The following is a 23734-nucleotide window of genomic DNA, read 5'->3' on the forward strand; positions in this document are numbered from 1 at the left end:
GGCGCCGTGAGACTAGATCTTGACGGGCTTCCCTTCGCCAACGTATCGCGCGGCCAGCGCCCGACGTCCTTACAACCCAATCCCCGGTGCGGTTGTACGGTGTCGGGCGCTTATGCTCCCCATCCCCGCGCGATACCGCTATACTTTCCGGCATGGAATACGTGCTGAAGCCCCTCAACATTACGCGTCAGGTCACAATTCTTGCGACCGGCGTGGGCGTGCTGGCAGGCGTCTGCGGCCTGATCGCCGATCGCATCGTGCGCGACACCGGCGGCAATCCGGTGTGGATCGCGGTGGTCATCATCGCGGTCGCCGGACTGAGCGCGCTAGGAGTCGGCTTCTTCTTTCGCCGACGCCTCGCCGACCTATGGCAGCTCGTGCTGGCCGCTCGCCGCATGGGCCAAGGCGACCTCACTACGCCGATCACCACGCACGGCACACTGTCCGAGGTGTATTCGCTGGCAAAAGTGCTGGAGCAGAATCGTAACCGCATCTCGACCATGCTCGGCGAATTGGAAGCGGCTAAGGAGTGGAGCGACTCGCAGCGCAGCGTGCAGGCGTACTTCCTTGCCAACATCTCGCACGAGTTTCGTACGCCATTGGCCGGCATGCAGGTGACGGTTGAACTGCTGCGCGAAAACGCGCGCCGGCTTCGCCCCGACGAATTGGACGAACTGCTCGGCGCGCTGCATCTCAGCATCACCAGCATGGGCCAATTGATCGACAACCTGCTCGAAAGCTCGAAGATCGAGGCCGACCAGCTCATGCTGCGCCAGCAGCAGGTCGAGGCCGAGCAGTTGGTATCGGAGGCCGCCCGGTTGGTGCTGCCGTTTTTGTCACGGCGTAGGCAGCAGCTCACGCTCGATATGCCCCTCGAGCCATCGGTGGTCTCGGCGGATCGCGGGCGTTTGGTACAGGTGTTGGTCAATTTGATCGCCAACGCCAGCAAGTACAGCCCACCCGGCAGCACCATCGACATCGGGTTGTCGCGCAGTGGGGACACGGTGCGACTGTCCGTCAGCGACCGCGGTCCGGGCATTCCGGACGACAAACGCGACGGCGTGTTCAAGCGATTCGTGCGGTTGGGCGCCACCGCGTCCGAAGACTACGGTGCCGGCCTCGGCCTGTCGGTCGTCAAGGCCATTGTCGACGCGCATGGCGGCACGGTCGGCGTCGATGCCCGGCCCGGCGGAGGCTCGCAGTTTTGGGTGGAACTATGTACGCAGGCATGAAAGCGCTCGTCGTCGACGACGATCTCGTACTGGCCGACGGCGTCGGCCGTCTGTTGAAGCTTTCCGGTTTCGATGTCTCGCTGGCGCATGACGGCACGGCCGCCCTGTCGGCATTCGCGTCACAGCGCCCGGACATCGTCATCCTTGACGTACAGATTCCCGAGCCGGACGGCTTTGCCGTGTGCCGTGCCATCCGCGAACAGGCCAACACGCCGATCATCATGCTCACTGTGCGCGACACCGATGCGGACATCGTCGCCGGGCTGGGTTTCGGCGCAGACGACTACATGACCAAACCGTTCAGCAGCGCACAGCTTCTGGCCCGTGTTCAGGCCGTACTGCGGCGCGCCGCGCCGGCCGCGTCGAGCCAGCTCGTGCTCAACAACTGCACGCTCGACACCGAGCGCAACACGCTCGCCCTACCCGACCGACCGCCAATTCAGCTCACGCCGCTCGAAGTGCGCATGCTCGAATCATTGATGACCAAGCCCGGTCAGGTCGTCAAGACTCAGGCGTTGATCGACCTCGTCTACGGCCCCGGCGGCGGCGACAAGGCGATGCTCAAGCAGCTCGTCTACCGGCTGCGGCGCAAGGTCGAAGGCGACGATGGTCAAGCGCCGTTGGTGATCGAGGCCGTGCCCGGCGTCGGATACGCCGTGGTCGCCCCCGCATGAGCGCGCCGCTGCTGAACCTCGCCGACGTCGATATCGACCCCGCGTTGGTGCGGCGGCTTCCCAGCCATCTCGCCTATTTCCACGTTGCGCTGCCCATCGCCGAGGACGAGGACACCATCACGGTCGCCTTTGCACAACCCGATAACCATGCCACGCGCGAACTGATCGAAAGTACGTTGGGGCATCCGGTCGTAGCGGTGCGCAGTCGTACCGACGAGATCCTCGGCATGCTCGATCGCGTGTGGCAGGATGTCGACCTGCCGGAGCGCGCCATCTACCTGTGGAGTTCCGACCCGCTGCGCCTTCAGACGCTGTCGTCGTACGTAGCGCGTGTTGTGACCCCAGCCTATCCGGAACTGCCGATGTACGCCGCACCGCTTGGCAGTGCCATCGGCCACACGCCGGACACGCGCGCCGTCCTGATCGTCGCCCATTCCGATACGGCGGACGGGCGGCGTGATCTTGTCGTGCGTGCGCCGGCGGCGGTGTGGCTGGTGCGCGACCTCGCGTCGCGCCCGCGCAAGGTGCTGGCAGTCCTGCGCGGAACGCCGCCCGACCGTCAGCTTCTGACGTGGCTGCCGGCGCTGTCGCAAAACCTGGCGATCGAGACGACCGTGCTGGCCGCCGCGACCCCGACGGCCGACGCTACGGGCAGTCCGCTCATCAGCCGGTTCGCGGCGATGCTCTCACCGGAAACGCCGCTGGGCGCGCACCTCGCCGCAATGCGCCAAGCCTTCGCGCGGGCGCGGATTCGCGGACGCGTGCTTCTACGCGAAGGCACGCTTGCCGAGGCCGTCTACGGGGCCACCCGCGACACCACGTATGACATCGTGATGCTGGCGGCCGAAACACAAGGTGACAAGGCCGCCGAAGTCGTAGAACACGTATGGGAGCGAATCGGGGCGGCGCTGGTCATCAAAGCGCAGGCGTAGATGGGTCGTAGCGTCCGAGACGGGCGCTCACGCGTGTTCAGTACGCACGGCAGCACTAAACTTCGGATATAGTGAGTGTAGAGTAGGTCTCCACAACTCTGTGCGAGGGTATGATGAGCAGACGATGGCTGATCTTGGCCCTATGCGTGCTGGTGTCGACCGCAGTGGCGCAGTCCACCGGACGCGCGTCGGTACGCGTCGACAGTGCGTTCATGCGGGCGCTTCCGAGCGACACGTCCGAGCCTGCCGGCTCGGCGTTCAACGGCGAAGTGTTGACTGTCATAGGCCGCAGCGCCGACGGCACGTGGCTGAACGTCCACAGGCCGACGTCGCCCGAAGTTACGGCATGGATCCGGCGCGACCTCGTGCAGTTCGGCGGTGACGTGACGGCGCTTCCCCTGACCGACGCGGTGACGGGTGTCACTGGCGACGTGCCGATCATGGATACGGGATTCGCGGTGTTGATGACCGGTGAGGCGCAGCTTCGGACTGCCCCTGACCGCGACGCGGCTTCGCTCGGCGTCGTGCCGATCGACGCAGTCCTCCCGGTCGTCAGCCGCACGCCCAACGCATTCTGGATCAAAGTGAACTATCTCGGCACCGAAGGCTGGATCGCCGAATTCACGACGTCCCGGTATGCGCGTTTGTACGAAATCCCGGAGGACGGCGCGCTCGCCGGCGATCCGACGTACGCCGCGCTCGAGATTGTCGACCCGGCGCGCCAGATCGCACAGATCGACCGGCTGCTCGAGTACCTCGTGCCGAACTATACGCTCACGTTGAACGTCGCTGGCTACTGGCGCACGATGCTGGCCGGCGAGACCAAAGAGTGCTTACCACCCGCAAATGTGCCGAGCTATCCCGTCTCACCCTCGGATCTCATCGAACTGCCCGAGCTGCGCCGCCAGACCCGTCTGTTGTCCGACGCGGTCGCCAGCATCAACGGATCGCTGGAGATCATGCGGCAGTGCGGCGTGTATTTGCCGACCGATGCGCGGCGCGGCTATCAGCGCGCGATTGCTGCCAGCGCCACATTCAACTTGTTGATACGGCGCATGCGCGTCCTGCGCAGCCAGCTCACCGGGGAACCGCTCGACGACGAGTTTTAGCCCGTGGTCAAGCGGCCCAATTTGGAATGCTTGCCGTGCCAGCATGGCGTGGGGAGCGCTGCAAGTGCTCAGCACTCCCCACGGGGTGGTTAGCCCCCGAGCAGCGGATCGCGGCGCTCGAACGGCGTGAGCAGCAGTCCCACCGTGTTGAGATACGTCTCGGCCTCGCGCACGTCCGCCAGCGCGGCGGCGACGGCCTCCGGCGTCACTGCAGCACGCGTCTCCAACGGCCCGCAGATAACGCGGAACTTCGCCAGCGCGCGGTTGAGCGCCGCTTCTGCGCCCGCCAACGCCTGCGATACCGGACCGAACAGCGGCTCCAGACTCAGGTCGAGCGAACGGAATCCAGTGCCACGCGAGGCGATGTCCTCAGGGATATTGTTGCAGGTGGTCGCCTGCCCTTGATTCAGGGCCAACCAGCGCGAACCGATGTCGCTGTACACCGAGCGCGCTTGACTGTAGTCGCGCCGAGTCTGATCGAGCAGTCGCCCGAACGGGTACAGGTACGTCCCGTCTGGAACCGCCATGACCCCACCCGGCACGCCGGTCGCCCACGTCCCCGTCCAGTAGAACTCGTTGTTGTACTTGAATTGAATCCAGAAGAATCCGCCGCGCGGGTTGCCGATGCGGCCCGTGACTTCGACGCGCACAGGCGATTCGATCAATCCGACGACCCGTGTCGACGGATCGACCACGTCGCGGTAGATGTACTCGTCCGGCGAGATGATCATGGTCACCGGCGCGGTGCGCGCCGTCGGCACGAACGCATCGCCGTCGATCGGCAGTGTCAGGATGTCGCCAGTCCACACCAGCAGCCAATATGCCACCCAGCCGTAGGTCACGCCGTCGCGGGTGAAGTCGGTGCGCGCGCCGTCTTCCAGCGGCCCGTCATACGCGACCTGTACCCAGTCGCCATCTAGCGAGCGTGCCGTCGCGCGCCACGTCGATCCATACGGCAGCACCGCGAGTCGATCCCAGTTGGTACCGGGGCCGGCCCGCAGTACGGTGTTGTCCTGAACGGTCACATGCACCGGGTCAGCTTGGGCGATCACCGGCAAGGCCAGCGCGACGAGAAGTGCGAACACGAGAATTCTGCGCATCGTCTGGCCTCCTTAGGGCGTGGCGGTCGGCAGCGGTGATGGCGACGGAGTCAGGGTGATGCGCACACCTTCACCGTAACCGCCGGAATCGCGCGCCCACATGAACGGGTCGAGGACGCCGGTCGTCAGGTCGACGACCTCGCCCGTATCGAGCTTGATCACCAGCAGGTGCTGTCCGACGCCCTCGATGTCCTCGTCCGCCGGCAGTGCCATGCGAATCGCCAGATACTCGCCGTCCGGCGACCACCAGTAGCCGCCGCTATAGCCGCGGTCTCCGTCTTCGGGTATGCAGTAGAAGTTGGCGGTCCCGGTCTCGAAGTCCCACGTCGCCACCGGATAATCGCCGTAGTCGGTGTACAGCGCGAGCAGACGCCCATCCGGCGACCAGTCGCCATACGGCGCGATGTCCGTGCCCAGCGAGACATGCCGCCCCGAGGCGATCGACAGCTCGAACCACTCGACATTGTTGTTGCTGAGCGGAATACCGTAGAACAATCGGTCTCCGAGCGGATGCCACGTAATATCCATCAACGACCCCTGCGCCTCTGCGAAAAGGCGCGTTTCGCCCGTTTCGGTGTCGATCAGGTAGTACTTGTAGCCGAGGCTAATTCCGGTGCTGTACGACGTATACGCCACTGCCCACGGCCCGCCCGGTTGGCGCGACACGTACGCGGTCGTCGGGATCTCGTTGATCAGACCGATTCCGTAGAACGGCGCCGGGTCGGGGAACACATTGAGCACGTCGCGCAGGGTGCCGTCGCGGAAGCGGATTTGCCCGCGCGAGTCTTCGTACGGCACGCGCCCGCTCCACTCCAGCGCGACCGGCCCGCTCCAGCGCAGGTCGCGCGGCACCGGCGTCGCCGGGCTGGGCGTCGCAAAGTCCCACAGTGTACGCCGGTCGCTGCCATCGGGCCGCACGACGTAAATTTCGGCCGACGTGCGCGCCAACACCCAGCTGTTGTCCGGCGAAAGCTGGCAGTTCACGCCAACGCCACACGCCGGCACATCCTCGACCTCGTAACGGCGACCATCCTCGACCTCGACGGCCCACAGAATGTCATCCTGAAGCGGCGCCAGAATCCGCCCGGTCGCGTCCCACCCCGCCGGCAGTGAACTCACATCGAACAGCGCGTTGGACGGGCAGTAGTCAACGGACTGGTACTCGTCGTACAGGCGCACATCCGGGCGCGGGATGAGGGTGAGCGACGGTGTCGGGGTCAAGGTTGGGCGTGCTGTACCGATGGTGTCGAACGTCGGCGACGGCGTAGCCTGCGCAAATACGCGGTTGGCGGAAATCAAGTTCGCTTGCGCGGTCGCCGTCACGCCGGCCACGATCTGCGGATACGGCGTCAACAGGCGGTACACAATCAGCTCGCCGGGCAGGTTCGACGCCGCGATAAACCGTTGATCGGCGCTCAAGACGGCCGTGCCGAGCCGCCGGTTCTCGGTGAGCTGGAACAGGTCGTAGATCGGGCCGAGCGGCTGGCTCTCGACAATGGGCCGGTCGTAACTGCCGCTGGAGCGCACACCCTCCGGGTCGATCAGCATGACGTACCGGCGCGGGCCGTACACGCCCAACCCGGAGGGCACGCTAAACTGCACGCCCTCGCACAGCAGGCGCGTGAATTCGGTACGCTGCGTGCTGTTCAACCCGGTGGTTAGTTCGTCCCACAGCGCCACGTAGTCTTCGACCGCTTCCGGATACGCAGCCTCAAGGCATGCCACCGGGTCGGTGAACGGCAGTGGCGTCCGCGTCGGAATCTGCGGCGTGTTCGACGGCGCGAGCGTCAGCACGAGGTCGTCCACCGACGAGGGCAGCGTGTCGCACAGAAGCTGCGTGAATTCGTTCAACTTGTCGACGCGCACCGTCACCAGCAGGCGCTCCCAGCGCCGCCAGATGCGCTCTTCCGCGCCGGCAAACCGGTCGACCACGCACTGAGGCAGCGCGTTCGCGGCATACTCGACGCCATAGATCCGCTGCGGTCCGGTTCCCGGCGGGAAGTCGCCGACGATCACCGCCACGTCATCGTCGACCCAACTGTACGAGCGCCCGCTCATGCTCGGCAGGTCGTCGCCCGCCATCAGCCACCTCTGACCCAGCTCGTAGTCGAACATGGCGACCTGATTGGCTGGATCGTAAGGGCCGTACGGATTGGTCGAATACACCACAAGGAAGCGCGTCCATGACGGGTTCGGCACGACCTGCTCGACCACATGGCCGGGGATGTTCGCGATAACGACGTCGTACTGCACGTCGGCGTCGTAGTCGACGACCTCCATCACGATCCGTCCCTGCCGGTCGACTGCCTCGAACAGGAAGCGTGTGCCGTCCGGCGAGTTCTGCACCAATGTGCCGACCGCGGGGACGACCTCGCGGCGGATCACCTCGCCGGTCGCGACGCTCCACTGCCGCCACTCGTTGCCAGCCAGCGTGACGACCGACTCGTTATCGGGCGCAAAGAAGAACTGGTCGAAACGGCGCGAGTAGCGCAGGTCTTCAGCCAAAATACGGGCCGTCTGCCCCTCAAGCCGCTGAAAGTCGCTGATGCGCGTGGCGCTGTCGAGCGTGTATGCAAGCACGCGGTTCTTCTGCGACCGCCGGTACGACCCGAGCCGCAGCGCCGGCACGAAGCTGAAGGTCCGCTCGCCGCTCCGCAAGTCGAACGCGATCACTTGATCGTTGTCATACGCGCGAATCATCAGCTCGGACTTGTCCGGGCTGAGGACCGCCTGCTGCGCCGAGGCGTTGTTCAGGCGATACCAGCTCGTACCGGCCTCGTGGTCTTCGACCCTGATGAGCAGCAGGTTGTTGTCGCCGGAGGTAATCGGCGCTTGCACGATATCGATCAGCGTGATCGTCAGCGGGCGCGAGGCATAGGCATTGGCGTCCCGGTAACTGGCCCCAAGGAGCTGCGCGTGGAGCGCGTTGACGGTCGTGCTTCGCGCCGGACCGATGGTCTGCGGACCGGCAGGGCTGACCGCGTCGAGGTCAATGGCTGGAGCCGGATTCTCGCTGTCGAATCGGCCACCGGTCGGAAACTGCGCCGAAATCCCCGTCTCGACGTCGACCTGCACGAGCGTGCTGCTGCCCATCTCGTAGAAGTACACCGTATCGTCAAACAGGCTCGTATAGACCCCGAAGCCTGACTGCTCGAAGCGCGCGGTCGGGATCTCCGACTTGACGGTCAAGGTCTTGGCATCCAGCACCTGCAAGCGCGACGGCAGCGCCGCGATGATCGTGTCCTTCGGCGCAAATGTGATGCCGTTGGCGAAGTCGAACAATTGGATCGCCTGCACGCCGCGCGGCAAGGTCGATTCGGACTCGCCGCGGGCGGCTCCAAGATGCCATACCCATGGGTACGTGATGCGCTGATTCTCGGTGACGCGGATGGCCCGCGGCGCGGGATAGCTGCCGAAGAACATCAGCAGTTGATCGTCCGCGGAGAACGACAACGGCGCCAACATCTCGCGCACGCCGCCGAGTTCGCTGATCGACGCCACGAGCGCGCGGCTTTCGGTGTCCCACAGTTCGACCGTCAGGTTGTAGAGCACCGCTAGGTAACGTCCATCGTGGCTGAACTGGATGTCGGCGTATTGGCCGCGCTCATGCAGCACGCTGATCGTCTGGTAGTCGAGCGCATTGACTAGCAGTAAGCGGTTGTAGGCGTCGACGATCGCCATGCGTTCGAAGTTCGGGTCGTAGACGAACTTGCGCGGGACGGCTCGCCCAATCTCCCCGACGATCTGGAACGCAGGTGCCAGGGTCGGGGTCGCGGTCAGGTCGGCTTGGGCGTACGTCGCCGGCTGTATCGACGCCAGTCCTCCGATCATCACCGCCGCCAAGAGCACCACGCTTGCGAAGATCAACACGCCACGTCGCATGAGCTGTTCGTTCCCCTGTCAGTCCCGCCCTATCTCTAAGTGTAATGCGAAAACGAAAACTGCACGCCTCAACGACATTGCGCCGCCGGTCCAACGCTTGCGCGACGGAATCTCAATTGTGCGTATACTGAGGGTATGGAAACGCGCAGCGCAGGTTGCGGAGGTGAGGCGTGAGGCGATTCGGGGCTGTGTTCGGGGTGGTGGTTGCGTTGGTAGCCGGCGTCGTGTCGCTCCTGTATGCCCAACCGCCGGGCGATCCGGACGCTGCCGCCGCAGGCGAGACCATCGTCGGGATCGTCGAGTTCGACGGCGCGACGGTTTACGTCGGCCCGGACTTCGCCTACGACCCGGTCGCGCAGCTTCCGATCAACGCCAGCGTCACGGTCTTGGGCCGGCGTGGCGACTTCATCTATGCGTGGGACGGCGATCAGTGGCTCGAAATCGAGTTTGAAGGCGAGACCGGTTGGGTCTATGCCCGTTTGATCCGCACCAGCATCCCGTTCAACAGCATCCCGCCGACGGGCCGCCGCCTACCCCGCAACCGTGACGGGCGCGTGCCTACAGCGTTTGATCTATCCGACAACATCTGCGATTCCTGGACGGGCGAGTTTACCCGCACCGGCGACTTCATGGCCGGCGACACCGTGATCACCGTGACGTATCCGGAACTGCCCGGTGCCAACGTCTACAGCGTGATTGTTATTTCGCCGTTCGGCGAGCGTACCGCGCACGACAGCACCACCGGAACGGCCGAGATCGAACTCAAGAACCTCAACCGCACGGGCGGCACGTTCACGTGGCGCGTCGCGCCGTACTGGACGAACGAACCGAACCGCCGTAGTTGGCAGCAGTTGTGTCTGCTGCAGACCGGCGGCACGTTCGATGTGCCGGGTCCGGTCTCGACACCGCGCCCGACGCGCGACCCGTACGCCTCTTACTACTACTTCAACTTCCCCGGCCGCGCACCAACCGCCACGCCACCACCGCTGGTACCATAGTCGGGCATTCCGCAATTCTGCAATCTCCATATACTTGCAGATATGCGCCGTGTGCTGCTCGTCCTGACTCTGGGTTTAGTCTCGGTGGTGTCTGCGTCGACACAGCCGCTGCCGCCGCCTGCTACCCCGCTGCCCGATACCAAGCCGCAGTTCGGCCCCGGATCGAGAAGTGCGCCCGGCCCGATCGGCCCCGAAGACGTGATCGTGACGCTGCGCGTGGCGGACGACATCCGGTCGTCCGGCTATCGCAGCAGCGTACGCGCCGCGCAAGACAGCGTGCGCACCGTCCTCAGCCCCGCTACCGCGATCAAGGCGCAGTTTGAGAACATCCCGGCATTGTCGCTGCGCGCGACCAACGCCGACCTCCAAGTGCTTGCGGGTCACCCGTTGGTAGCGTCGATCAACCCGGACACGCGCTTGCGCACCACTGACTACGAGGCGCTTTCGCTGATCGACGGCGAGATGGCGTGGGTATCCAGCGAGGGGTACGGGGTACGTGTCGCCGTCATCGACTCCGGCATCGACATGGCACACCCGTCCGCGTTTCTCGTCGACGACGTCGTCGGCCAGTTCTGCTTCCGCACCGAAGGCGACTGCCCGCCCACCGGCGCGCAGGACGAGACCGGTCACGGCACGCACGTCGCCGGGATCATCACCGGCAAGCGCGGGATCGCCAACCAAGCGGAGATCGTCGCCTACAAGGTCTTTACGACGTCGGACACGACCGACACCAACGTCCTCAATGCGCTCGACCACATTATCGCGAACGGGTCCGCGCTTGGGATCAAAGTCGTCAACATGAGCCTGAGCGGCAGTTTGTACAGCACGGCGGGTGCGTGTGACACCGCCAATCCGGCATACGTGAGCGCATTCGCCCAGCTCAACGCGCAGAAGATCGCGGTCTTCGCGTCGACGGGCAACGACTTCGCATCGTTCGCCGTCGGAGCGCCGGCCTGTGTAACCGGCGCCATTGGCGTCGGCAGCGTGAGTGACATCTATGGCGCGTGGTGCCCGTCCGATGTGCGCGGCCTACCGTCCTGTTTCAGCAATACGACCGCCGTGCAAGGGGATGGCGAGCTGGTCGATCTGCTGGCGCCCGGATGCGCGATCAAGTCGGAATATCTCGGCGGCGGTTATGCGGTCCTATGCGGCACGTCGATGGCCTCGCCGCTGGCGGCGGGCGTTGCTGCGGTGGTGTTGAGCGGCGGGCACGATGCGACGCCGGCCGAGCTTGAAGTCATGCTCGAAGCCTCCGGCATGCCGATGTACGACAACCGCACCGACCAGTTCTACCCCATGGTCAACTTCTGGTACGCGTTCGGCGGGAGCTCTCTTCCTGCGCCAGAGAACTTGCAGATCGACAGCGAGTCGGCGACGCACACAACCCTAAGCTGGACCGCGCCGGACTGGACCGGACGGTTGATGGAACGGTCCGTGGACAACGGCTACTTCGGGCAGATCCTTGGGTCGCTGCGCGACGGCACGTTCACCGATTCAAACATCCCATGTGGAACGCTCCGCTATCGCGTGCGCACTAGGGGCGGGATGTTGACCGGTTCGGCCTCGAACACCGTCACGCGCGCGGCGCCCGCGGTACCCTGCCCGACTCCTCCATCAGCCCTCGACTGGACGTACGCGGGTGGCGATCAGTTCAACCTGACGTGGACGGACACGGCGGCCGACGAGACCGGCTTCGTAGTCGAGCGTTCCTCCGATCAAGGCTTGAGCTTCGTGCAGGCCGTCGTCATCAACGGGTCGGATCAAACCACGGCGCTCGACACGACGCCGGATGGGTGCGGCGACTACGTCTATATCGTGCGATCGCTGCGTGCAGATGCGTACAACTCCGGGTCCGCGCCTTCGGGGGCCGTGTTCGCCGGATGCCCGCCGATGTCCGATCCGCTGGGTACCCCCGTCCCATTGAATGGCTGGTCGGGCAGCGTGACCGAGTCGCGTGTGCGCTACGCTAAGCGCGAGGTCGGTGACTTCGCCCATCCGTGCCGGTTCGGCGGCGCTGGCGCTGGCAACAATACGATGTACTACACGTTCACCGCCCCGGACGACGGTTACTTGACGGTCGATACGCAGGGATCCACGTACGACACGGTACTCAGCGTGCTGACCGGATCGCCGGGGTCGTTCGAGGCAATCGCATGCTCGGAAGACTTCGATCCGATCAACTACGACCTCACCTCGCGAGTCCGATACACGCCAGTGCAGCAGGGCGTGACGTATACGATTTACGTGTCGCACTGGAGCAGCACGGCGGTCGTCCAGCCCAATACGCTGCATCTTGCATACGACTTCCGCACCAGCCTGATCGGCAATGGCTCGTTGGAAGACACGATCGTAGACGGCGTACCTGCAGGGTGGCAGCTGATCCGGCCCGATCCATCGCTGGCCAAAGCCAAGTGCAAAGCCAAGTCGGGATTCGCCGCCGACGGCGACTGCACGGCAATCTTCAAGCCGGCGGGGCTGACGATCACGCTGAAACAAGTCGCCGGTCTGGAGCGTTGGCCGCTCAGTATCGTCAATCCTGCCGCGTCCGACCTTGTGACGCTGACGCTCTCGGTGAAGGGTGATGCCGGGACGTCCAAGGCGGTCGTGAAAGTGAAGTACGCAGACGCGACGCCGAAGACGAAATTCAAGCTGAATCTCACTTCATCTCTGGACTACACTCATCATACCGCCGACACGGCGCTCGCCAGCGGTGACGTCGCGCACGTTCAGGTCGCGCTCAAGGTCAAAGGGCTTGCCGGCAAACTACAGGTCGACGATTTCAGGTTGTGGATCGACGACGCGCCGACACGCTCGCCGTCGCTGCCGCCGCCAAGCGCGCCTGAGGACTTCCGCCGCGGCGGGTCGTAGTCATCGAACCCTCATGGAACGCGCCCGCGCCGCGTCGTATACTCGTTCGATCCGCACTTCAGCTTAGGTTGCCGCCGTGTCCTCGCTTGCTGCCGATCGCCCTTCGTCCGAGTCGACCACCGCGAAAAGTCATCCGTCCGCCATCGATCCCGGCCAACTTGCGCGCCTCGTGCGCACGGTCGCCCCGCGCGCGCAGATGACGGTCACATCGCCGCTGGATGGACAGCTCGTCGGGTCGGTGCCGATGTGTGTGGCCGAAGACGTCGCGCATGCGGTCGAGGTGGCACGCACAGCACAGCGCGCATGGGCGGCGCTTCCCGTCCGCGAGCGCGTCAAGCCGTTTCGGCGTTTCAACAACGTGCTGCTCGACCGGCGGTTCGACATCGCCGACTTGATCCAGCTCGAGAACGGCAAGGTGCGCGCTAACGCCCTCGAAGACGTGTTCGACGCCTGCATCAACACCCGCTTTTACAGCTACCACGGGCCGTCGCTGCTGCGGCCTCAGCGCCAAGCCGGCGCGGTACCGCTGCTCACGGCGTCGACGGTCATCCCCAGACCGTTCGGTGTGGTTGGGCTGATCGAGGCATGGAACTACCCGTTCAACTTGCCCATGCAGGATGCCGTTGCCGCGCTGATCGCGGGTAATGCGGTCGTGATGAAGGTGTCCGAATTGACGCCGTTCTCGGCGCTGTTCGGCCTGCAGCTTCTGCGCGCGTGCGGCCTGCCAGACGACGTGTTTCAGATCGTCACCGGCGACGGGAAGGTTGCTGGCGCGGCGCTGATCGATTACGTCGATACCGTCATGTTCACCGGCAGCACGGCGACCGGCCGCAAGATCGCGGCGCACTGTGCCGAACGGTTGATCCCATGCTCGCTCGAACTCGGCGGCAAGAATCCCGTGATTGTGCTGGAAGACGCCGACCTCGACACGACGCTTGACGTCTTGGTCGACAGTACGCTCGCGTCTGCCGGGCAAATGTGCGTGTCGTTCGAGCGCGTGTTCATCCACGAATCGCGCTATGACGCGGTGCGTGACGGGCTGGCGAAACGATACGAAGCCCTTCCGATGGGGGTCCGGCGCGGCGCATGGGATGACGAATTGAGCGTGCTCACGTCGGCCAATCAGCTTTCGCACGTGCAGCGGCACATCGAAGATGCTGTCGCCAAAGGTGCGCGGGTCGTCACGGGCGGCAAGGCGCGGCCCGATGTTGCGCCGTACGCGTTCGAGCCGACCCTGCTCGAAAACGTCACTCCGGACATGGCGGTCTTTGACGAGGAGACGTTCGGGCCGGTCGTCTCGCTGTACCGCTTCAGTGACGTGGACGATGCCGTTCGTCGCGCCAACGCGAGCCAGTACGGATTGAACGCGGCTGTGTTCGGGCGTGACGTGCGCCGCGCGCGCGACGTTGCCCACCAAATCCAGTGTGGAACGGTGACGGTCAATGAAGGGCATAAGGCCGCGTGGGCGTCGGTGCGTGCTCCGCAAGGCGGCTGGAAGCAGTCCGGCTACGGACGGCGACACGGCGCCGAAGGCATTCTCAAGTTCACCCAGTCGCAGTCGATCAGCGTGCAGCGGTTCATGGTGTACGCGCGGGGCGAGCGCATGTCCGTGCGGATGTTCGATCGCATCTACGCCACGCTAATGCGCGTGCTGCCGTGGCTTCCCGGCTTACGATAAGGAAGAGAAGTTGGAAGTGATGAGTGATGAGGCAGTATGCTCGCCTCACCCCGCTCATCACGTCTCAGCGTGGCTAGGCCATCAGCCGGCCGAGGTTGTCCGCAAGCAGCATCAGCGCCAGAATGATCACAAACAACGCGAAACCCTTGCGCAGCATCCCCGCGCCGATGCGCGCATTGAGCCGCGTGCCGAGGTACGTACCGACGAATCCGGCCAACGCGAACGTGGCGATCAGCGCCCAGTCGAGCGACGCGCCGCTGAGATGTCCCGCTAGCCCCGCCACGCTGTTCATCGCAATCACGATCAATGACGTGCCGACCGCCTGAGACATCGGCAAGCCGACCAGCATCACCAGCGCCGGCACGATCAGGAAGCCACCGCCGACCCCGAGCACGCCGGTCAGCGCGCCGACTGCCGCACCGACAACCACGACTTTGACGGGTTGACTGCGCGGGGCCTCGACGTGTTCGATGTGTGGCCGCGCGATCATCATGATGCCGACTACCAGCATCAGCAGCGCGAACATCAGCATCAACACGACCGACGGAATGCTGGACGCGAGGTTGGCCGTCAAGTACGCCGCCCCCATGCCGGACAGGCCGAACAGCAGCGCTACGGCGATGTTCAGGCTGCCCGATCCGCGGCGCATAGTCGCGCCAAACGCCGAGCTGCTGCCGACGATCACCAGCGAGGCTGTTACCGCGGCCTGCGCGGGCTGACCGAGCACATACACCAACGCGGGCACGGTGAGGATCGACCCGCCGCCACCAAGCAAGCCGAGCAGGAGGCCGATGGTAAGGCCCAGCGCCACTTCAACGATGATCATGAGATGTTACGCCGTCTGCAGTTCTACACCGGATTCGGTCGGCAGCGCTGCCGACCAGACCGTGTCGGAGTCGCCCATGAGTACCGCGTTGTCGAAGCCGTTGGCGCGAAGCCAGCTCACCGCCACCTGGGCCCGGTATCCGCTTGCGCAGTACACGCCGAACGGACGCGACGCCGGAAGCTCTGCCGACCGGCGGTACAGCTCCGCCAGCGGGATGTGCTTGGCCCCGACAACGTGCCTATCCTGCCACTCGCTGCGGTTCCGAATGTCGAGCGCGGTGGCTGACCCCGACGCCATCTCATCGGCCAAATCGCGTGCGGTCATCTGCGGCAGCGTGTCGAGATCGGCGCCGAGATCGTTCGCCCACAACACGCCGACGATCTGATCGACGCCCACACCACGCAACGCGATGACTGCTTCGTCCAGCGCCGCGCCGTCCGGAACGACCAACGCCACCGGCGCGCGGAAGTCGTACAGCGAGCCGATGTATGTCGAGACCTTAGACGAACTCGCGGGCGTGCTGATTGTGCCGGGGATGTGCCCATCGGCGAACGCGTCGCGGTCGCGGACATCGTTCACGAACGCGCCGGCGTCGATCAAGGTGTCGATCTGGGCGCGGGACATTTGTTTGATCGCCGGCAGGTCGGCCAACAGCGCCGGACCTTCGCGGTTCACCTTCTTCATCTGCGCGAAATAGCGCGGCGGCTCGGGCTGCCCGTCGAGCAGCCACGCGACGAACTCATTTTCGTCGTCAATTTGGAACGCCGGGCTGAACAACTTCTCGTAGCCGAGCGTGGTGGACGGGACCGCGCCAAGGGCCTTGCCGCACGCGCTGCCGGCGCCGTGACCCGGCCACAGCTGCAGATAGTCGGGGAGCGACTTGAAGCGCTGCACGGTCTTGAACTGCTGGTGCGCACCACTGTCGGCGCTGCCCACCACGCCCGCTGCGGCTTCGAGCAAGTCGGGCCGGCCGATGTCGCCAACGAATACCGCGTCGCCGGTGAAAATGCCCATCGGCTTATCGGCGCCGGCAGTGTCGGTGATCATGAACGCGATGTGTTCGGGCGTGTGCCCGGGCGTGTGCAGAATCTCGACTTTGACGTTGCCGACCATGAACGTGTCGCCATCCATCACCTGCACGACGCCGGATTCGGTGCCGAACGCGTACTGCCAATCGGGGCCGCCTTCACCGCTGACGTACAACAGCGCGCGGGTGGCGGCCGCAAGTTCACGGCTTCCGCTAACGTAGTCGGCGTGGATGTGCGTCTCTGCGACGTGGCTGATGCGTACGCCTTCACGCTCTGCGGCGTCAATGTACGTCTGAATCTCGCGCGAGGGATCGACGATCAGGGCCTCGCCCGTCTTGGCGCATCCGACCAAGTAAGAGGCTTGCGCGAGGCGCTCGTCATAGAAGTAGCGAAGGATCATGTGTGTTCTCCCGATCCAGCGAGGCCGAAGTGCGACCTTCTGTGTCCATGGCTCAAGACTACCTGATTTATCACCGTGGAGTTGTACCCAGCCCGTGATTGATGGTATAAGTCAGCACTTATAGTAAAGGAGTGGTGCGGATGCTCGATCTCCGCAAACTGCAAATCTTCGTCCATGTCGTGCAGGCTGGCAGTTTCAGCGGCGCGGCCGAACGCCTACTGATGACCCAGTCGGGAGTCAGCCAGCACATTCAGGACCTCGAACGCGGGTTCTCGACGGCATTGTTCGAACGGCGCGCACGCGGCGTGGCGCTCACCGACGCTGGTCAACTGCTGCTTGGATACGCCGAGCAGATCCTCCAAATTGCCCACGAGGCCGAGCTTGCCTTGACCACAGTAACACCCACAACCCACGCAGCGGTTCGCTTGGGCGCGACGCCGGGGGTTGGAATGTACGTGCTGCCGACCTGCCTCACCGAGTTTCAGGGGCGTTATCCACAGGTGCAGATCGACCTGATGACGCGCACCACCCCGCAGATCGCCGAGGCATTACTGGCTGGCGCATGCGACCTCGGCATCGTCGAGGGCGAGCCTGACATCAGCGATGCTGCCGTCCGTGTTCGGCACCTTGCATCGGTGCCGCAGTGGCTGGTCATCGGCCCGCAGCACGTGTGGTGGGATCGCGAGTCGGTTGAACTGTCGGAACTACCGCAGACCGCGCTCATCACACGCCAGCGAGGCAGTCACTCGCGACAGTGGCTCGAACGCGAACTGGCGTCGCTCGGCCTGACTGTTCGTATCACGGCGGAATTTGACAACGTGGAGTCGATCAAGCGAGCTGTCGCAGGGGGCAAAGCGGCAACTATCCTGCCGCGTTACGCTTTCGAGCAGGAAGTCACGTTCGGGCTGCTGCGCGCTGTGCCGATCATCGGAGTCGAGCTGCAGCGTCACCTCAGCGCGATCTGGGCGAGCGCATCGCCGCCGGGCCCGGTGGCCAGCGCCTTTCTTTCGAACGTCACCCGCATGCTTGAGCAAGTGCACTGGTCACGGTAGTGCGGGTCTCTTGCGACATATTGTAAGCAAGCGGCGAGTGGACTATATTCTCAGGCAACCCCGGGTGTCGTGGTACACGCGGGCGCATGGCTCGAATTAGGAGGATAGAATGCTCCAAGAATTTCGCAAGTTCATCATGCGTGGCAATGTTATTGATCTAGCCGTCGGTGTGATCATCGGCGCGGCCTTTGGCGCTGTCGTCACGAGCCTCGTCAATGACGTGATCATGCCGCCGATCGGCTTGATCGTCGGCGGGATCGACTTCTCCGACATCAAGATCGTGCTGCAAGCTGCTCAGGGCGAGTCGCCGGAAGTCGCCATCAATATCGGCGTGTTCCTGAACGCGGTCATCAACTTCTTGATTGTCGCGTTGGCCGTGTTCTTCATGATCCGCGTCGTCAACCGCTTGCAGGAAATGGCCGAGCGCAAGAAGGAAGAAGCGCCGGCTGCACCAGCCGCCCCGACGACCGAAGAACTCATGCTGGTCGAACTGAAGGCCATGCGCGAGGCGATGGAACAGCAGAAATAGGGCATCTCACCATACGCCTGCCTAGCCCCGCAAGGTGGGATGCTAGGCAGGCATTGGCTGTGCCTCCGGCACAATCACAGCCGGCAGCCTGATCTTGAACGTACTGCCGACCCCTAAGTCGCTTTCGAGGTCGATCGAGCCGCCGTGCCGGTCGACAATGGCCTTTGCGAGTGACAAGCCGATTCCGGCGCCGCCGCTTTCGGTGCTTCGCGCGCGGTCGACGCGGAAGAACCGGTCGAACACGCGCTGTTGATCAGCCGGGCTGATCCCGATTCCGGTGTCCGCAATCTCCACGACAACCGACTGTCCGTCGCGGTAGGTTCGGACGGTCACTTTGCCCCCTTCGCGGTTGAACTGCACCGCATTAAGCACGAGCGCATCAACCGCTCGATTCAGCCGTTGGCGATCCCCATTAACATATGGCAGCACATCGGCCAGATCGCAGTCGAGCGTGATCGTCCGGCGCTCGGCATCGTCCGACCGCGTCTTCACGATCGCCGAGACGATGTCGTTGACATCGAGATCCTCGCGTTCGAGCACGTTTGACGTGTCGAGTTCGGCCAGCTCGATCATCGCCGATAGGATCGACCACAACCGCTTGGAAGCGTCGTCCGACGCGACGGCACGGTCGCGCATTTTGCCTGAGAGGTCGATCGCCTCTTCGATCACGGATGTGTAGATCGACGGCAGCTTGGGGTGCAGCCCGGCCAGCGTCGCGACCTGTTTGTCAGCAAGCCGACGCGTGAGATAGGCCGACGATTGCAGCACGCTCATCGGCGTGCGCAGATCGTGCGAGGCGTCGCGAATGAAGCGCTGCAGCACGAGGATCCGCTCGCGTTCTGCGATGAGGTTGAACGCCTCGCGCTGGGCCGTGACATCGTTCACCAGCAGGATTCTTCCGGCGGGAAACCCGTGCATGTCCGCGAGTTGGGTCACTTCAACCTCGAACGTTATCTGACCGAGTCGTTCGGGATAGGTGACATCGAACTTCGCAGCACCAGATTCCAACTGCTCGAGAAACGCCGGCCAATCGCGGACGATTTCCGCAATCGATACCCCGATCATCCGCTCGCCCGACCACAGCGGGCCAAACACACGCCGTGCAGACTGATTGGAGTCGAGCACGCGGCCCGCAAAGTCAATTACGATGACGGCGTCGGCAATCGCGTCGAAGACGTGTTCCCGGGCAATCGGCAGCATGCCGAGCTGCTGGTAGCGATACAGGCCGTACATGAAGATGAGCGTCGCCGGAATAAACATCAGCACGCCGGAACCCAACGGCGCGATCGGGTTGGCAGCAAGCAGGTCCATCAGATTGCCGGTAATCACGATGAGCAACGCGACGACCAGCATTCCAACTTGTGCGCGATGACCGGGCAGCGCACGCCGCACGGATTCGATCAGCAGGACGAGTGCGGCGGTGTACACGCCGTAGAAATACGCTGCCGAAACCGCGACCCACGGCCCGCGTTGGATAACGACCAGCCGTAGGCCGAATGCCGAGTCGATGGCCGTATACTCACGAACCAGCGACGAACCGGTAAAACCCAGCACGAGTGTGACGACGGGAACGATTGCCAGGATGGCAGTCAACCGCCAACGTTCCCAGATCGTCTGCCGATATACCTCGTATCCGAGCGCAAGCGCGGCAAGGGGAAGCGCCACAACACCGGCTTGGCGCAGGTTGTACCACAGCAGCTTGTACGGGTCGGCCGCGAGCAGTTCGAACAGGTACGTCCCGCACCAGACAACCATGCAGCAGATAAGCACGAACAGAGGCGCGCCCCCGGGCAAATTACGGCGGCGCAGTGCCACGCCGACCAGGGCCATGCCGAGAATTGTCGACAGCCCGAGCAGGATCGTGTACGCTGCTCCAACCCACGCCATATGCTTTACTCGTGATATGCAACGATGTGACTAGTGTAAGGCCTATCACGCTCAGGCCGCATAAAGCCGTGGATTCGCGATCGCCTGCCGCCTACGAACGCAGCATTCCCGCGTAGACGCTTGGCGTGCTGTCGGGAATCTCGACCGCGCCACACACCTTTGTGTAGAACTCGGCCGGGCCGATCCCGCCGATGATGCCATACGCGTAGCCGTTGAACCGCATATCGTGAAGCGCCGCCAACAGCAGCGCCGCTCCCGTTTTGCGGCCGCGCGCCGCCTCGCTGACACCGGTCGGGCCGAAGAACCCGCGCGCCACGACATCCCAACACGCAAAGCCGATCAGCGTTTCGCCCTCATGCGCCAGCCACACCGATACTGGAAGCCGGCTGAACGCGACATCCGTCTCGCTCACCCAGTACGGGCTGAAATGCTGCCCGATCCACGCCAATACGTTGTGCTTCTCCGGCGGGATGGCACGCCTGATCGTGATGCCCTGCTCGGCTTGCCCGGCAATCGCCGGTTCGAGCGGCGGCAGTTCGTAGAGCTTTACCAGCATGTCAGTCATGCGCGATAGACCACCTCTCCGGCGACAATCGTCGCCTGCACGACACCGTCATCGTCCAACAGCACCAGGTCGGCGTCCCAGCCCATGCGGATCGCCCCTTTGCGTTTGCCTAATCCGATCGCGCGGGCAGCGGGCACGGCGGCGCTGCGTGCTGCGGCGTAGATCGACTGGCCGGTGGCTCGCGCGAAGTTCACCACCCCGCGATCCAGCGTGAGCGTGCTGCCGGCCAACGTCCCGTCCTCGAGCTGGGCCACCCCCTCACGAACGTAGATTGTCCGCTCGTCCACCGGGTATTCGCCATCCGGCATGCCGGCCGCGCGAATGGCGTCGCTGATCAGCACGACATTCTGCCCCTTGGCCTTCCACAGTGCGCGGATCGCTCCCGGGTGAATGTGAATGTTGTCGGCGATCAGCTCGCAGCGTACGCGCTCGTCGCCCATGACGGCCCCGACCACGCCGGGAGCTCGGTGCTGCAAGGGCGACATCGCGTTGAACGTATGCGTCGCATGGGTCACACCTGCGTCGATGCCGTGCATGGCCTGATCGTACGTGGCGTCGGTATGCCCCATGCTGACCGTGATCCCGCGCGACCTGCATTCGCGGATGAACCACGCGTTCTCCTCGAATTCCGGCGCCACGGTGACCAGCCGAATGACACCCAGCTCCAGCCATGGCATCGCTTCGTCCGGGTCGGCCCGGCGGATCAAGTCGAGGTTCTGCGCGCCACCGCGGGTGGCGTTCAGGTACGGTCCTTCGAGGTGTGCGCCCAACAGCGTACTGCCGCCGGGCATCCGGCCGACACACTGCGCGATCGTCCTGAGTGCGGCGTCGATGCGGACGCGTGTGTCAGTCCATGTGGTCGCCAAGAAGCTGGTCACGCCGTGGCTGGCGTAGAAGCGAGCCATCTCGACCAGCGCGTCCGGGTCGGCGTCCATGGTGTCGCAGCCCATCGCACCGTGCACATGCACGTCGATGTACCCCGGGGCGAGCAGCAGTCCGCCACCGTCCAACGACGCAGCCCCGCCTGCCGGCGGCGCCTCACCCGCCCCGCCGTCGACGATCACGCCGTCCTCGACACGCAGCCAACCCGCGAGCGGCCGATCGTCCGCGCCGTGCAGGTATCGCACGTTCGCAACCAGAAGGTCGTTCATCCGATGATCTCCCTCAGGTGCCCGCTGTGAGCAGCCAGAAGTTCGCGCGCTTCCTGCGCGTCCACGCGGCGCGCAATCATGACAATGGCCGTCTTGGCGTGGCCGTCCGCCCCTTTCAACGCCGCGTCCGCCGTCGCCTCATCTGCGCCGGAAATCTGCATGACGATCCGGCGTGCGCGTGCGGCAAGCTTCGCGTTGGTGATCTGCACGTCGACCATCAAGTTGCCGTACACCTTGCCCAGCCCTACCATCACCGCCGTGCTGAGCATGTTGAGCACCATCTTCTGCGCCGACCCAGCTTTGAGTCGGGTCGAGCCGGTCAGCACCTCGGGGCCGACGGCAACCTCGATCCCGATCTCAGACCGCAGGGTGACCGGGGCCTCCGTATTGCACGACACGCCAACCGTCAGCGCGCCGAGGGCGTTGGCGTATTCGAGCGCGCCGAGCACATACGGCGTGCTGCCGCTGGCCGCAATTCCCACGACGCAATCGAGCGCGTTGGCATTGTGTGCGGCCAAGTCACGCCGGCCGCCGTCGGCGTCGTCTTCGGCGCCTTCTACGGCACGCACAAACGCACGTTCGCCGCCGGCGATGATGCCCACGACAAGCTCAGGCGGTACGCCAAACGTCGGCACACATTCGACCGCGTCAAGCACGCCGAGCCGCCCGCTCGTGCCCGCGCCAATGTAGAACAGCCGCCCGCCACGTCGCATGCGCGCCGTTATGGCCTCGACGGCCGCGGCGATCTGCGGGAGGACTAGCGCCACCGCACGGGCAACGCTCGCATCCTCTTCGTTCATCGCTTGCACAATCTCCAGCGGGGTCATCTGGTCGAGGTTGACCGTGCGCGGATTCTGCTGTTCGGTAAGCATTACCCCTCAATTCCCATTGTCGAACGCGGCGCTCGGATGGGCGCCGTACGCTCATGTCGTCTGCGCGGCCAACATTGCAGCGCCGATTGCCGGCGGATACAGTGGGCGCGGGCGTTCCTTGATATGCAAGCGCCGCATCAAGACCTCGACCAACCGGTTGTCGGTCTCCAGCAAGCCGCCTGCGAACGCAATCGGCCCGTCCTTCAAGTCGAGGCGGGCTTGGATATTGCGCACGAGATTCGCCAGTTCAGAGGCCGCCCGCGCGACGTAGCCCTGCGCGACCGGATCGCCCTCCTCGCTGATCTGGATGAGCAGCGGGGCCAGCGCTGCGATCGCGCGAACCTGTACGCCCTGCCGGTACGTCCACGCGATGACATCTCCGGCCGTCGTCGCGCCGATCGCACTAAGCACACGCGGGGTAATCTCCGATTTGCCGGCGCGCCCGTCCAATTCGCGCAGCGTATGGGAGAGTACCTCGCGCCCCATCCAGTATCCGCTGCCCTCGTCGCCAAGCAAATAGCCGAAGCCGCCTTGCCTGAGCTTGCGCCCGTCGGCCGACACGCCGAAAGCCGCGCTGCCAGTACCGGCGATGACGATGATGCCTTTGCGCTCGCCCACCGCACCGACCAGCGCAACTTCGAAATCCGAGCTGGGCACGATTCGTGCGGCCGGCAGCTCGATCTGAAGCGTGTTACGCACCCAATCGGCGCTGTGGTCGTCCGACGCGCCCGCGATCCCCGCCGCCGCCGCCGTGATGTCTCCCGGCGCGAGGTGGGCGTCGCTAATCGCCTGCCGCACGGCAGCCCTCACACGCGCCGCCGACTCGTCGCGGCCGATGCTGCTCGGGTTGACGCTGTCGCCGGTGGTCTGCGCAAGCACGTTCATTTGTGTGTCCGCCACCACCACGCGGACGTGCGACCCGCCGCCGTCAATGCCAAGTATTGCCATGCC

General features: G+C 64.5%; 18 protein-coding genes. 9 read left to right on the top strand and 9 right to left on the bottom strand.

Translation table 11 applies throughout. The features are described 5' to 3' along the window. The first annotated feature begins 161 nt into the window (after window positions 1–161). The 4 genes from IPM16_11545 to IPM16_11560 all read left to right on the top strand — a co-directional run bounded on the left by IPM16_11545 (window position 162) and on the right by IPM16_11560 (window position 3947). Window positions 162–1232 carry a HAMP domain-containing histidine kinase gene (locus tag IPM16_11545; GenBank protein MBK9123736.1) on the top strand — a complete coding sequence of 357 codons (1071 nt, stop codon included), beginning with the start codon at window positions 162–164 and terminating at the stop codon, window positions 1230–1232. Beyond that, entirely contained in the window at window positions 1229–1906 is a 678-nt protein-coding gene (locus tag IPM16_11550; protein ID MBK9123737.1) for a response regulator transcription factor, read from the top strand. Before IPM16_11545 ends, IPM16_11550 begins: the two co-directional genes overlap by 4 nt. Next, window positions 1903–2838, top strand: coding sequence for a hypothetical protein (locus IPM16_11555; protein ID MBK9123738.1), 936 nt, complete (start codon window positions 1903–1905; stop codon window positions 2836–2838). Before IPM16_11550 ends, IPM16_11555 begins: the two co-directional genes overlap by 4 nt. Window positions 2839–2948: 110 nt before the next feature. Next, the gene (locus tag IPM16_11560; protein MBK9123739.1) at window positions 2949–3947 is read left to right on the top strand and encodes an SH3 domain-containing protein; all 999 of its coding nucleotides are present in this window, start codon (window positions 2949–2951) and stop codon (window positions 3945–3947) included. Window positions 3948–4036: 89 nt separating this feature from the next. On the opposite strand, the gene IPM16_11565 is transcribed toward IPM16_11560, so the two are convergent. Both IPM16_11565 and IPM16_11570 read right to left on the bottom strand, forming a co-directional pair. Beyond that, window positions 4037–5047: a hypothetical protein gene (locus IPM16_11565; GenBank protein ID MBK9123740.1), complete on the bottom strand. Its 1011-nt coding sequence runs from the start codon at window positions 5045–5047 to the stop codon at window positions 4037–4039. A gap of 12 nt (window positions 5048–5059) precedes the next feature. Then, a complete protein-coding gene (locus tag IPM16_11570; protein MBK9123741.1) occupies window positions 5060–8929 on the bottom strand; it encodes a hypothetical protein in 3870 nt (1289 codons plus the stop codon). Between the two features lie 170 nt (window positions 8930–9099). Here IPM16_11570 and IPM16_11575 point away from each other — a divergent pair, with 170 nt between their 5' ends. From IPM16_11575 to IPM16_11585, 3 genes are all read left to right on the top strand, one after another. Beyond that, on the top strand, window positions 9100–9927 hold the full coding sequence (locus IPM16_11575) for an SH3 domain-containing protein (GenBank protein MBK9123742.1): 828 nt from the start codon (window positions 9100–9102) through the stop codon (window positions 9925–9927). Between the two features lie 42 nt (window positions 9928–9969). Further along, window positions 9970–12795, top strand: a complete 2826-nt coding sequence (locus IPM16_11580; GenBank protein ID MBK9123743.1) for a S8 family serine peptidase — start codon at window positions 9970–9972, stop codon at window positions 12793–12795. Window positions 12796–12871: 76 nt separating this feature from the next. Continuing rightward, window positions 12872–14473, top strand: a complete 1602-nt coding sequence (locus IPM16_11585; GenBank protein MBK9123744.1) for an aldehyde dehydrogenase family protein — start codon at window positions 12872–12874, stop codon at window positions 14471–14473. 73 nt (window positions 14474–14546) lie between these two features. Here IPM16_11585 and IPM16_11590 read toward each other — a convergent pair whose 3' ends face one another. Together IPM16_11590 and IPM16_11595 are read right to left on the bottom strand one after the other, a co-directional pair. Continuing rightward, window positions 14547–15299, bottom strand: a complete 753-nt coding sequence (locus IPM16_11590) for a sulfite exporter TauE/SafE family protein (GenBank protein ID MBK9123745.1) — start codon at window positions 15297–15299, stop codon at window positions 14547–14549. A gap of 6 nt (window positions 15300–15305) precedes the next feature. Continuing rightward, window positions 15306–16727, bottom strand: coding sequence for an MBL fold metallo-hydrolase (locus IPM16_11595; GenBank protein MBK9123746.1), 1422 nt, complete (start codon window positions 16725–16727; stop codon window positions 15306–15308). 140 nt (window positions 16728–16867) lie between these two features. Between IPM16_11595 and IPM16_11600 the strand changes: the two genes are divergently transcribed. Beyond that, complete coding sequence (locus tag IPM16_11600; GenBank protein MBK9123747.1) at window positions 16868–17779, top strand: LysR family transcriptional regulator; 912 nt, start codon at window positions 16868–16870, stop codon at window positions 17777–17779. 109 nt (window positions 17780–17888) lie between these two features. Beyond that, window positions 17889–18308: a large-conductance mechanosensitive channel protein MscL gene (gene mscL / locus IPM16_11605; GenBank protein MBK9123748.1), complete on the top strand. Its 420-nt coding sequence runs from the start codon at window positions 17889–17891 to the stop codon at window positions 18306–18308. Between the two features lie 42 nt (window positions 18309–18350). Here the strand turns inward: mscL and IPM16_11610 are convergent, their stop codons facing one another. The 5 genes from IPM16_11610 to IPM16_11630 all read right to left on the bottom strand — a co-directional run bounded on the left by IPM16_11610 (window position 18351) and on the right by IPM16_11630 (window position 23731). After that, window positions 18351–20195, bottom strand: a complete 1845-nt coding sequence (locus IPM16_11610) for a PAS domain-containing protein (GenBank protein MBK9123749.1) — start codon at window positions 20193–20195, stop codon at window positions 18351–18353. 91 nt (window positions 20196–20286) lie between these two features. Then, window positions 20287–20760, bottom strand: a complete 474-nt coding sequence (locus IPM16_11615) for a GNAT family N-acetyltransferase (protein ID MBK9123750.1) — start codon at window positions 20758–20760, stop codon at window positions 20287–20289. After that, on the bottom strand, window positions 20757–21911 hold the full coding sequence (gene nagA / locus IPM16_11620) for an N-acetylglucosamine-6-phosphate deacetylase (protein ID MBK9123751.1): 1155 nt from the start codon (window positions 21909–21911) through the stop codon (window positions 20757–20759). The genes IPM16_11615 and nagA overlap by 4 nt, the downstream gene beginning before the upstream one ends. Next, complete coding sequence (murQ, locus tag IPM16_11625; GenBank protein ID MBK9123752.1) at window positions 21908–22783, bottom strand: N-acetylmuramic acid 6-phosphate etherase; 876 nt, start codon at window positions 22781–22783, stop codon at window positions 21908–21910. The genes nagA and murQ overlap by 4 nt, the downstream gene beginning before the upstream one ends. 51 nt (window positions 22784–22834) lie before the next feature. Next, complete coding sequence (locus IPM16_11630; GenBank protein ID MBK9123753.1) at window positions 22835–23731, bottom strand: hypothetical protein; 897 nt, start codon at window positions 23729–23731, stop codon at window positions 22835–22837. Window positions 23732–23734: the final 3 nt, after the last annotated feature.

Origin of the sequence: Candidatus Flexicrinis affinis (assembly GCA_016716525.1) — a bacterium.
Taxonomy (GTDB): domain Bacteria; phylum Chloroflexota; class Anaerolineae; order Aggregatilineales; family Phototrophicaceae; genus Flexicrinis; species Flexicrinis affinis.